We start from the raw sequence: 12,445 nt of genomic DNA, 5'->3' as shown, positions 1-12,445 counted from the left end.
GTGGTCGTGCAAACGATCACGCTTTTTGTCTTCTGATTGAGAGAGCGAACGTATGTATTGATTTTTGCTGAAGAACGCTTTGAAGCCAAACGAAGATGTATGCTACAATAACACGAGAGTTTGTTTATAGATGGGAGCGTTCCACATTGATAGAATTCGTACGCGGCGAAGTCGCTTATGTCTGTGCGGAATTCGTGACGGTAGAAGTTGGCGGGATTGGCTACAAGATCGTAGCACCGAACCCGTTTTTTTATCGGACCGGAGACGAACAGATCATCGTATATACGTATCACTATGTCCGTGAGGACCAAGAAGTCTTATTCGGATTCCGTTCCCGGCGTGAGCGTGCCTTGTTCACGAAGTTGCTCGGTGTGACAGGGATCGGACCAAAAGGAGCGCTTGCAATCGTCGCATCAGGGAATGTCGATGCGCTTGTTGAAGCGATCGAACAAGAAAAGGAAAGTTATCTCGTCAAGTTCCCAGGTGTCGGCAAAAAGACAGCAAAACAAATGACACTCGACCTAAAAGGAAAGTTAGCAGAGCTCGCGCCAGACTACGTACCGAGCGAAGGCTTGTTCGCACAAGGTAACGCAGAGCTGAACGAAGCCTGTGAAGCTCTGACGGCGCTCGGTTACAGTGATCGAGAAGTCGAAAAAGTCAAAAAAGCGTTGCAGGCAGAAGTCCTGTCAACGGATCAATATGTTAAACGGGCACTCCAGTTGTTATTGAATGTGAGGTGAGGACATGGAAGAGCGCATTTTGTCAGAATCCGCCCATGCGGAAGATCAAGAAGAGTGGAGTCTGCGTCCTCAGACGCTCGAGCAATATATCGGGCAGGAGAAAGCAAAAGGAAACTTAAGTGTCTTCATCGAGGCAGCAAAAATTCGTCAGGAAACACTCGATCACGTTCTTCTCTACGGTCCTCCAGGTCTTGGTAAGACGACGCTTGCGACAATCATCGCAAACGAGATGGGGGTCGGCATCAAGACGACAGCCGGTCCTGCGATCGAACGACCAGGTGATCTGGCGGCAATTCTCTCATCTCTTGAGCCGGGAGACGTCCTGTTCATCGATGAGATTCATCGGTTGAGTCGATCGATCGAAGAGATTCTATATCCGGCAATGGAAGACTATTGTCTCGATATCGTCATCGGTCAAGGGGAACTCGCGCGTAGCGTTCGGATCGACTTGCCACCATTTACACTCGTCGGTGCGACGACGCGTGCCGGGATGCTGTCGGCACCGCTACGTGATCGTTTTGGCGTGACGCTGAAGCTTGAATATTATACGATGTCAGAGTTGTCTGCCATCGTGACCCGGACGTCACGGTTGTTTGGATTCGAAGCGGATCGTCTCGCAGCAGAAGCGATCGCCCTTCGTTCACGCGGAACACCACGTGTCGCGAACCGGTTGTTACGGCGTGTCCGTGACTTCGCTCAAGTTGCTCATCAAACCGAGATCGATGCCTCGCTTGCGACAAGTGCACTTGATCGCTTGCATGTCGATGCGCTCGGACTCGACGATGTCGACCATCGTTTACTACGATCGCTTGCAGAACGGTTTGCCGGTGGTCCGGTCGGTCTTGAGACGATTGCAGCGACAATCGGAGAAGATGCGCAGACGATTGAAGATGTGTATGAACCATATCTGTTGCAACAAGGCTTTTTACAACGTACCCCGCGCGGACGTGTCTTAACACCGTTCGCCCGCCAACATTTAGGACTGAAAGAAGGAAATTGAACCAATGGATGTAAACTTATTTGATTTTCATTTACCAGAAGAACAAATTGCTCAAGTGCCATTGCTCGACCGGACGAGTTCGAAATTGATGGTCCTCGACCGGGAGACAGGTGCGATTCAGCATCAACACTTCCATGATATCGTCGACCACTTCCGGGAAGGTGATACACTCGTCATCAACGATACGAAAGTCTTGCCAGCACGTCTCTTTGGTGTGAAGGAAGAGACAGGTGGAAAAATCGAATTGTTGCTCTTGAAGCAGACGAGTGACGATGTTTGGGAAACGCTAGCAAAACCAGCAAAACGAGTCAAACCAGGTACAATTCTGTCGTTTGGTGACGGATTACTCCGTGCTGAGTGTGTCGAAGCACTTGAAGACGGGGGACGGATTCTGAAGTTTTTCTACGACGGGATTTTCTACGAAGTGCTCGATCAACTCGGAACGATGCCGCTGCCACCGTACATTCATGAACAACTCGAGGATCAAGATCGTTACCAGACGGTCTACGCTCGCGAACGCGGGAGCGCCGCAGCACCAACGGCGGGTCTTCACTTCACACCGGAATTGCTCGAAGCGCTGCAAGCGAAAGGCGTCCGGATCGCACCGTTGACGTTACATGTCGGACTTGGCACATTCCGTCCCGTTTCGGTCGACGACGTTGATAGTCACAAGATGCATAGTGAGTACTACGAATTGCCGGAAAGTTCAGCGGCACTGCTACGCGAAACACGGAAACAAGGCGGACGGATCATCGCGGTCGGTACGACGTCGACGCGAACGCTTGAAACGGTCATCCGTGATCACGGTGACTTCGTCGAAGCAACTGGTTGGACGGACATCTTCATTTTCCCAGGTCAGGAAGTCAAAGGGATCGATGGATTGATCACGAACTTCCACTTACCGAAATCAACATTGATTATGCTCGTGTCCGCGTTATCGACACGGGAACACATTCTGCATGCCTACGAAGAAGCTGTCGCGAATGGCTATCGTTTCTTTAGCTTCGGTGATGCGATGTTCTTAACGAGAGAGGAACGAAACTAATGACAAAACACGCGGTAACATACGAACATATCAAGACATGTAAACAATCCGGAGCGCGGTTAGGAATCGTCCATACGCCGCACGGTAGTTTTGAGACACCGGTCTTCATGCCGGTCGGAACACAAGCGACGGTCAAGACGATGGCACCAGAACAAATCAAGGATATGAACGCGAACATCATCCTCGCGAACACGTATCACCTATGGGTGCGTCCTGGACACGATGTCATCAAGGAAGCAGGCGGTCTGCATAAATTCATGAACTGGGATGGCGCGATTCTCACGGATTCAGGTGGCTTCCAAGTCTTCTCACTCGCTGATCTCCGGAATATTTCGGAAGAAGGCGTTCATTTCCGTAACCATTTAAACGGTGACAAACTGTTCTTATCACCGGAAAAAGCAATGGAAATCCAAAACGCACTCGGTTCAGACATCATGATGGCGTTTGATGAGTGCCCACCATATCCTGCTTCTCACGAGTACATGAAAGCATCTGTTGAACGGACAAGCCGCTGGGCAGAACGTTGTCTTGCAGCGCACGAACGTCCGCAAGACCAAGCACTGTTCGGAATTATCCAGGGTGGCGAATACGAAGACTTACGTCGCCAAAGTGCAAAAGACCTTGTTGCGCTTGATTTCCCAGGTTATGCGGTCGGTGGTCTCTCGGTTGGTGAACCGAAAGATGTCATGTACCGAGCACTCGAATTCACGACACCACTCATGCCAGAAGATAAACCACGTTATTTAATGGGCGTTGGTTCACCGGATGCATTGATTGAAGGCGCGATTCGCGGAATCGATATGTTCGACTGTGTCTTACCGACACGGATTGCACGAAACGGTACGTTGATGACATCACAAGGACGTCTCGTCGTCCGGAACGCGAAATATGCACGTGATTTCCGTCCGCTCGATGAGAAATGTGATTGCTACGCATGTAAAAATTACTCGCGTTCATACATTCATCACTTGATCCGTGCGCAAGAAACGTTCGGACTTCATCTTTGTTCGACACACAATCTTCACTTCCTCGTCAAGTTGATGGAAGGCGTTCGCCAAGCGATTCGTGAAGATCGTCTACTTGATTTTAAGGAAGAATTTTTCGAAGAATACGGTTACAATTTACCGAACGCAAAGAATTTCTAACAAATCGTCTGACAAATCAATTCTTTCACGGTATAATGAACGTGATTTGAATGATAAAAGGAGCTGAATCAGATGGAAGGCTTAATCACATTCCTCCCGATGATCTTGATCTTCGTGGTGTTCTATTTCTTGTTGATCCGTCCACAGAACAAACGCCAGAAGCAAGTGCGTCAGATGCAAACGGAACTCTCACGCGGCGATTCGATCGTTACGATCGGTGGTCTTCACGGGGTTGTCCAAAAAGTCGACGACACAACGGTGACATTGAAGTCAGGTAACTCACAATTGACATTCAACCGTAGTGCTATCGCAGAAGTGACAAAAAAATCAACAACTGTCATGGGCGACGAAACGGTCGAATAAGGCATTGAAAAGACGCTTTCCGGATTCCGGAGCGTCTTTTCTGTTTATATATGAGAAAAACGTTTGCTAAGATTACCCTTTCTTTTGTAAGCTAGGGTAGGAGAACAAAGTTGTCTGAAAATATACTGGGAACTAGAGAAAGGACAATGTAGCATGATCAAGAAAGGTAAACTTGCCACATTCTTCATCGTCGTCATCGCGTTGCTCGTGCTGATCGGTACGACATCGTCATGGTTGCTGAAGGATACGAAGCTTGGCCTTGACCTTAAAGGTGGCTTCGAAGTCTTGTATGAAGTACAACCGCTAAAAGAAGGAGACGTCATCGACCAAAATGCGATGAGTGCCACATTGACGGCAATCGAGAACCGTGTCAACGTTCTCGGTGTCTCTGAACCGGATATTCGGATTGAAGGTAACAACCGGATTCGTGTTCAACTTGCTGGCGTCAAGGATCAGACGGAAGCGCGTCAAATCCTATCTTCGACGGCACAATTGTCATTCCGTGACATCAACGATAAGTTGTTGCTTGACGGTTCAGACTTAAAAGCTAAAGGAGCAAAAGTCGGATATGATCCGAATACGAATGAACCACTCGTCGAATTGACGATGAAGTCAAAACAGAAATTCTATGATGTCACTCAAAAAATTTCGCAAATGCAAGCACCTGCGAACCGTCTTGTCATCTGGCTCGATTACGAAAAGGGTGATACGTATGAAAAAGAGATTCAAAAGAAGAACTCGAAAATCGTTTCAGATGCATCTGTACGAGAACCGATCAATTCGGATAAGGCGATCATTTCCGGTGGCGATATCGATGCCGAGTATGGTAAACAATTGTCCTCAATCCTTAACGCAGGAGCACTGCCGGTCAAACTCGAGGAAATCTACTCGACGTCGGTCTCGGCTGCTTTTGGACAGGATGCACTTGATCAGACACTCTTCGCGTCAGCGATCGGTGTAGCTGCTGTCTTCTTGTTCATGCTAGTGTTCTACCGGATCTCTGGATTAGTTTCGATTATTACCTTGTTGTTCTACATCTATCTCGTCATGATTTTCTTTAACGGGATTAATGCCGTCCTTACACTACCGGGGATTGCGGCACTCGTTCTTGGTGTCGGTATGGCGGTCGATGCAAACATCATCACTGCAGAGCGGATCAAGGACGAATTACGAAGCGGCAAATCCGTCTTATCCGCATTTAAAGCCGGAAACCGTCGTTCGTTCGGTACGATTCTTGATGCCAACTTAACGACATTGATTTCTGCTGGTGTCTTGTACTACTTCGGTACAAGCACGGTCAAAGGATTCGCCATCATGTTGATGGTCTCAATCGCCGTCACTTTCGTCACGAATGTCTTTGTCTCACGTTACCTGATGCAACTCCTTGTCAGTAGCCGATGGTTCGATAAGAAGAAATCATGGTTCGGTGTAAAGGAGAGTGAAATCCGTGAGCTTTAATCCTACGAAATTCGATTACGTCAAACATCGCAAAATCTATTTCGCGATCACGATTGCCCTCGTCATCATTTCGGTACTTTTGCTGTCGTTCCGCGGTCTTAACCTTGGGATCGACTTCTCGCAAGGTACACGCGTCGAGATTTCTTCTGAGAATCAAATCAAGGAAGCCGATGTCCGCTCTGTCATTGAAGAGTCAGGCATTGATGCTGCGGAAATCGATGGCATCCAATTTGCTCAAGGTGGAAAACTAGCGAACGTCACGTTCGTTGGGGAATTTAGCCAAGATCAAATCTCTAAAATGAAACAAACGATTGAAACGGAATATAAGAAAGAACCGAGTATCTCGACGGTTTCGGCGCAAGTTGGTCAAGAAATCGCGCGTAACGCGATTTATGCGGTCTTACTCGCGTCACTTGGGATCGTCATCTATGTCTCGTTCCGATTCCAACCGTTATACGGGATTGCGACAGTGCTTGCACTATTGCATGATGCGTTAATGATCGTCGCCTTCTTCTCGCTGTTCCAGATCGAGGTCAACTTGTACTTCATTGCAGCGATCCTGACGATCATCGGGTATTCTGTCAACGATACGATCGTTACGTTCGACAGGGTTCGAGAAAATCTCGGACTTGCCGAAAAAGGGGGACGAAAAGTTTCGTTCGATGAGTTGGCGCATATCGTCAATGAATCGATTCAACAAACAATCGTCCGTTCGATCAACACCGTCGTGACGGTCATCATGACGGCAGCAGCGCTCTACATCTTCGGTAGCGAAGCGATCCGTGGATTCAGTCTTGCGTTGCTCGTCGGGTTGATCATGGGGATGTTCTCTTCGATCTTCATCGCTGCTCAGCTCTGGCTCGTCATGAAGGGTCGGACACTTGGTCGGACAAAACGTGCTTCCTAAAAGAGTATCCGCATCAGCTATCGCTGATGCGGATTTTCAATTATAATGGGGAAGTTGATTGGAGGGTTTGAGATGTACCATGCTAAAAAAACATGGCTTGATAAAGTCATTGATCCAGAACAAATCGAACAATTGACGGCGGATGGCTCGATCTCTCCGCACGTCGCACAACTACTTGTCCAACGGGGGTTCACGACACGTGAAGCAGCCCGTGAATTTCTAGAAACCGATCAAATGGCATTCCACGATCCATTTGCTTTTAAAGACATGCCGAAAGTCGTTGAACGGATTCAACGTGCCGTCAACGAAGGTGAGATGATTTTAATTTACGGTGATTATGACGTCGATGGTGTGAGTTCCGCGGCGATTCTCTGGCACGCCTTGATTGAAATCGGAGGGATGGCAGAGTGTTATATCCCAAACCGATTCACGGAAGGCTATGGACCGAATGAAGCAGCATTTCGCTGGGCAGCGGAAGAAGGGTTTAGTCTCGTCATCACCGTCGACTGTGGGATTTCCGGTATCCACGAAGCAGATGTCCTGAAGGAACTCGGGGTCGATTTAATCATCACCGATCATCACGAAGCAAAAGAAACGTTACCCGATGCCTTTGCCTTGATCCATCCAGGTGTCGATTCGGCGTATCCGTTCTCGAAACTCGCAGGCGCAGGAGTTGCTTTTAAAGTCGCGCATGCTCTCCTTGATCGTGAACCAGTCGAATTACTCGATCTTGCCGTGCTCGGAACGATTGCCGATCTTGTTCCGCTCGTCGGCGAAAACCGCTTACTTGCGATTCGTGGCATCGAAGCACTGAACGCAAGTGAACGTCCAGGTATCCTTGCGTTACGTGACGTCTGCAGTTTAACTGAGGACGAACTAACGGAAGAGTCGGTCGGATTTGCGTTCGGTCCACGGATCAATGCAGCAGGTCGTCTCGATTCTGCGATGCCAGCGCTCGAGATGTTGTTAGCAGAAAGTAAAGATGAAGCACTTCATCTCGCGAAACAGCTCGACCAACAAAATAAGCAACGTCAAGATATCGTCAAGCAGATTGCGGAAGAAGCAACGGCGCTTGTCGAGGAACGCTTCAAGGATGACCGCGTCCTCGTCGTCGATGCGGCAGACTGGAACCCAGGTGTCGTCGGCATCGTCGCCTCGCGACTCGTTGAAAAATATCATCGCCCTGTCATCATGCTGTGTCATGATGCTGAAAAAGGAACAGCCAAAGGTTCTGGGCGATCGATTCCAGCCTTTGACCTCTTCGCTGAGCTGACGAAGTGTAAAGATATCTTGCCACACTTCGGAGGACATCCAGCTGCGGCTGGGATGACTTTATCTTCTGATGACGTTGAGACGTTACGTCAACGCTTGAATGAACAAGCGAGCACGTTACCGGATGACGCGTTCATCGCGACAATCGATGTCGACCTACGTCTACACATCAGTGATGTCTCGATTCAGTTGATTGAAGACATTCAGCGACTGGCACCGTTCGGGATGGGAAACCCCGCGCCACGGATCGTCATTGAGCAGGCGAAGATTCGCGATATGAAACGGATCGGTCGTGATCTGACGCATGTCAAGGCACTCCTATCAGGCGACGGGAAGGAACTCGATGCAATCGGCTTCGGCTTCGGCGACCTCGTCGATGAAGTTTCAACCTTATCGGAGATTCACTTGATGGGCAGTCTGAACATCAATGAATGGAATGGTTTCCGTAAACCACAATTGATGATTCAAGACGTCGCTGTCGAAGATGTTCAAGTGTTTGATTACCGTGGAGGTAAGCGTCCGCTGAGCGATCTATTCGCCTTACCGCACGAGACGACGACATTCGTCGCCTTTACCGATGAGATGAAGGAGAAATACACTGAACGTTCGTTGAATGGTCCGATTCGACAAAACATCGTCTTTCTTGACCTGCCGGAAGAGGAAGCAGCATTTTATCCATATGTGCAACAGGCAGAGCGGATTTATTGTGCCTTTAAGGATGAAGGCTATTATTTCGAGACGATTCCATCGCGTGAGGACTTCAAACAGTACTTCCAGTATTTTGCGAAATGTCCACGGGATGAGCTCCGGATAGGTCTCGTACGTTTGTCAAAATCGCGAAAATGGACGAAACGATCGATTAACTTTATGCATTCGGTATTCTCGGAACTTGATTTTCTTGTTACAATGGAGGACGGGCTGCCGGGTGTGAACCCAAATGCTGCAAAACGAGATCTGACGGAAGCACCGACGTACCAGCGTCATGAAGCGCGTCAAGAGCTCGAGCAACAATACATTTATTCGTCACTCGCTCAGTTGAAAGAGCGTTTTGATACTTTGGTAGAAGCGGCGAAGCAGGAGGAAAAGACATGGAGTTCAAACAGCATATAAAAGAGGTCGAGAATTGGCCGAAAGAAGGAATCAGTTTCAAGGACATCACATCACTCATGCAAAACGGACCGGCGTATAAACAATCGGTCGATGCACTCGTTGAGTATGCACGCAGTAAAGGCGCAGATGTCATCGCAGGTCCAGAAGCACGTGGATTCGTCGTTGGTTGCCCAGCAGCTTACGCGATGGAAATCGGATTCGTTCCTGTTCGTAAAGAAGGAAAATTACCGCGCGAGACAGTCCGTGTCGAGTATGGTCTTGAGTACGGAAAAGACGTCTTGACGATGCACAAAGATGCAATCCAACCGGGACAACGCGTCGTCATCCTTGACGATTTGCTTGCGACAGGTGGTACGATTGAAGCAACGATCCAAATGATCGAAAAATTAGGCGGAACAGTTGCCGGAATCGGATTCTTAATTGAACTCGATGGTCTTGGCGGACGTGAGAAACTCGAAGGATATGACATTCTTTCATTGATTCGCTACGAAGACTGAAGACACTATACTCTCTTGGTACTTGATGACCAAGGGGGTATTTCTTTTTATTTTGACATCTTCTCAAGATTTCACGATAATAAGAATTATATATTAGGGATTCCGTTGCAGACGATCCCGGGGACTGGGTGAGGAAAAGGGATGACAAATAAACAAATCGTAAATGTAGAAGACCTTCTCGCTCGATGTGCGGAATACATGACGCAAGCTGAAGTCAAAGACATCGAACGTGCTTACCAATTCGCGAAAGACGAACATGATGGACAATTCCGCCGTTCAGGGGAACCGTACATCATTCATCCGGTACAAGTTGCCGGTATCTTAGTCGATATTGGTTTGGATGCAACGACGATCGTCGCTGCGCTTCTTCATGATGTCGTCGAAGATACGGACATTACACTCGAAGAATTATCCGAACGATTCGGATCTGACGTTGCGATGCTCGTCGATGGCGTCACGAAACTCGGGAAAATTAAATATAAATCGAAGCGCGAAGAGTTAGCTGAGAACCATCGGAAGATGTTCATCGCGATGGCGGAAGACATTCGTGTCATCTTGATCAAACTGGCTGACCGTTTGCACAATATGCGGACGTTGCAACATATGGTCAAGGAAAAGCAAGTGCAAAAAGCAGAAGAGACGCTTGAAATCTTCGCGCCACTTGCGCATCGTCTCGGGATTTCGACGATCAAATGGGAACTCGAGGACATCAGTTTGCGCTACATCAATCCGCAACAATACTACCGGATCGTTTCGATGATGAAACAAAAACGGACGGAACGAGAAGCGCTCGTTAGTTCGGTTATTGAAGAGGTCAATGAAGTACTCGATGATGTACAGATTGCAGCGGAAGTCGATGGACGTCCGAAGCATATCTATTCCATTTATAATAAGATGCAAAACTCGAAAAAAGAGTTCAGTGAAATCTATGATTTGATGGCTGTTCGCATCATTGTTGACTCAATCAAAGATTGTTACGCTGTACTCGGAATCATTCATACGCAGTATAAACCGATGCCGGGACGCTTCAAGGATTATATCGCGATGCCGAAGCCGAACATGTATCAATCGCTGCATACGACGGTCATCGGACCGAAAGGCGAGCCGCTCGAGGTCCAAATTCGGACGCGAGACATGCATTTCATTGCCGAGTACGGGATTGCCGCTCACTGGGCGTATAAAGAAGGTAAGGAACAGGAAGCAAAATCTGGATTTGAGGATAAGATTGCTCACTTCCGCGAGATTTTGGAGTTACAGAAGGACACGGCAGATGCCGAGGAATTCATGGAATCGGTCAAAGTCGACTTCTTCAGTGACATGCTGTACGTCTTCACACCAAAAGGTGACGTCATCGAGTTGCCGAAAGGTTCTGTTCCGATTGATTATGCCTACCGAATTCATACGGAAATTGGTCACCGGACGATCGGAGCGAAAGTCAACGGACGGATGGTACCGATCGACTATAAGCTAAAGACAGGTGACATCATCGAAATCGTCACGTCGAAGCATAGTTATGGTCCAAGTAAGGATTGGCTCAAGATTTGTGTGTCGAGTCAGGCGAAAAATAAAATCCGTCAATGGTTCAAACGTCAGCAACGCGAAGAGAACGTCTCAAAAGGACGGGAACTGATCGAAGCAGAAGTGAAGAAGCTTGGCTTTGAGCCGAAAGAAGTCATCAATGAGAAGACGCTCGAAGACGTGACGCGGAAGTTCAACTTCTCGCAAGAAGAAGACATGTACGCTGCTGTTGGCTATCATGGTCTGACTGCTGCCCAAGTCGCGCATAAATTAACGGAAAAATTACGCAAAGACAAAGAATCCAAAAATCTAGAACTGAACGAAGCAATCAGTGAGATGAAGACGTTCGATCGTCCGAAAAAGGAAAATCCGGAAGGGGTTCGGGTCAAAGGCATCGATAACATGCTCGTTCGCATGAGTCGTTGTTGTAATCCGGTTCCAGGGGACGATATCGTCGGATATATCACGCGTGGGCGTGGCGTCTCAATTCACCGGACGGACTGTTTGAACGTCATTCACGAACAAAATCCGGAACGTCTGCTCGAAGTCGAGTGGGAACATGAAGGTAAAGCCGTCAAGAGTTATAACGTCGAAATCGAAATTTCTGGATTTGACCGGGCAGGATTGTTGAATGATGTCTTGCAGTCGGTATCTGCAACGAATACGAACATCGTCGCTGTCAGTGGGAAGGGCGACGACAGTAAACAAGCCAAAATCACGATGACGATTGCGATCAATAATGTCAATCATCTACAAAAAGTCGTCGATCGAATTAAACAAATCTCTGACGTGTATGCTGTACATCGCGTCATGATGACGTAAGGAGCGGATCCGTCGTGCGAGTTGTATTACAACGAGTCAAAGAAGCAAGTGTCACAGTCGATCAAAAAATCATCGGTCAAATCAAACAAGGATTTCTTTTGCTCGTCGGTGTCACGCACGAAGACACGATCGATCAGGTGAACTGGTTAGCTGATAAAATCGCAGGACTCCGTGTGTTTGAAGATGAGGAAGAACGGATGAATCGCTCGTTACAGGATGTCGACGGTCAGATTCTATCCGTCTCGCAGTTCACGCTGTATGGTGATGTCAAAAAAGGACGTCGTCCAGCCTTCACGGAAGCGGCGAAACCGGATGTTGCCAATGAGTTGTATGAAGCGTTCAATGAACGTCTTCGTGCGCAAGGACTGACGGTCGAGACAGGTCAGTTCGGTGCCATGATGGATATCGCGCTCATTAATGATGGGCCTGTAACGTTGATTCTTGAAAAAGAAGCAAACGCTTGACAGGAACCGAGAGACGAGGCAATATTAGACGTAACCAAATGATTCATACGACCGAAGACGAAGAGGAGTAATCAAGACCTCGTCTGCTTAGAGAGTCGCCCCTT

At 48.1% G+C, this 12,445-nt stretch carries 9 protein-coding genes, 1 pseudogene and 1 other annotated feature (1 of these 11 only partly in view); all 10 genes and pseudogenes read left to right on the top strand.

Translation table 11 applies throughout. The features are described from left to right. The first annotated feature begins 146 nt into the window (after positions 1-146). The 10 genes and pseudogenes from ruvA to dtd all read left to right on the top strand — a co-directional run bounded on the left by ruvA (position 147) and on the right by dtd (position 12,341). Positions 147-740 (top strand): Holliday junction branch migration protein RuvA, encoded by a 594-nt coding sequence (gene ruvA / locus VJ374_RS11385; protein ID WP_023468936.1) that lies wholly within the window; start codon positions 147-149, stop codon positions 738-740. A 4-nt stretch (positions 741-744) separates the two neighbouring features. Next, entirely contained in the window at positions 745-1,740 is a 996-nt protein-coding gene (gene ruvB, locus VJ374_RS11380; RefSeq protein WP_035406506.1) for a Holliday junction branch migration DNA helicase RuvB, read from the top strand. A gap of 4 nt (positions 1,741-1,744) precedes the next feature. Beyond that, positions 1,745-2,785: a tRNA preQ1(34) S-adenosylmethionine ribosyltransferase-isomerase QueA gene (gene queA / locus VJ374_RS11375; RefSeq protein ID WP_214853061.1), complete on the top strand. Its 1,041-nt coding sequence runs from the start codon at positions 1,745-1,747 to the stop codon at positions 2,783-2,785. Further along, positions 2,785-3,930, top strand: a complete 1,146-nt coding sequence (gene tgt / locus VJ374_RS11370) for a tRNA guanosine(34) transglycosylase Tgt (protein ID WP_035406513.1) — start codon at positions 2,785-2,787, stop codon at positions 3,928-3,930. Before queA ends, tgt begins: the two co-directional genes overlap by 1 nt. Before the next feature lie 72 nt (positions 3,931-4,002). Beyond that, positions 4,003-4,293, top strand: a complete 291-nt coding sequence (yajC, locus tag VJ374_RS11365) for a preprotein translocase subunit YajC (protein ID WP_035406515.1) — start codon at positions 4,003-4,005, stop codon at positions 4,291-4,293. 156 nt (positions 4,294-4,449) lie between these two features. Beyond that, positions 4,450-6,658: pseudogene (gene secD / locus VJ374_RS11360) on the top strand (protein translocase subunit SecD). A gap of 72 nt (positions 6,659-6,730) precedes the next feature. After that, complete coding sequence (gene recJ, locus VJ374_RS11355; protein WP_329468817.1) at positions 6,731-9,040, top strand: single-stranded-DNA-specific exonuclease RecJ; 2,310 nt, start codon at positions 6,731-6,733, stop codon at positions 9,038-9,040. Continuing rightward, positions 9,019-9,537, top strand: coding sequence for an adenine phosphoribosyltransferase (locus VJ374_RS11350; protein WP_329468816.1), 519 nt, complete (start codon positions 9,019-9,021; stop codon positions 9,535-9,537). The genes recJ and VJ374_RS11350 overlap by 22 nt, the downstream gene beginning before the upstream one ends. A gap of 141 nt (positions 9,538-9,678) precedes the next feature. Next, complete coding sequence (locus tag VJ374_RS11345; RefSeq protein ID WP_035406523.1) at positions 9,679-11,877, top strand: RelA/SpoT family protein; 2,199 nt, start codon at positions 9,679-9,681, stop codon at positions 11,875-11,877. A gap of 14 nt (positions 11,878-11,891) precedes the next feature. Beyond that, positions 11,892-12,341 (top strand): D-aminoacyl-tRNA deacylase, encoded by a 450-nt coding sequence (dtd, locus tag VJ374_RS11340; RefSeq protein ID WP_035406526.1) that lies wholly within the window; start codon positions 11,892-11,894, stop codon positions 12,339-12,341. A 45-nt stretch (positions 12,342-12,386) separates the two neighbouring features. Further along, positions 12,387-12,445: a binding site (T-box leader), on the top strand (it continues 163 nt past the right edge of the window).

It is taken from the genome of Exiguobacterium sp. 9-2, from assembly GCF_036287235.1.
Classification (GTDB): Bacteria; Bacillota; Bacilli; order Exiguobacteriales; family Exiguobacteriaceae; genus Exiguobacterium_A.
This window is presented reverse-complemented; position numbering and strand designations above follow the sequence as displayed.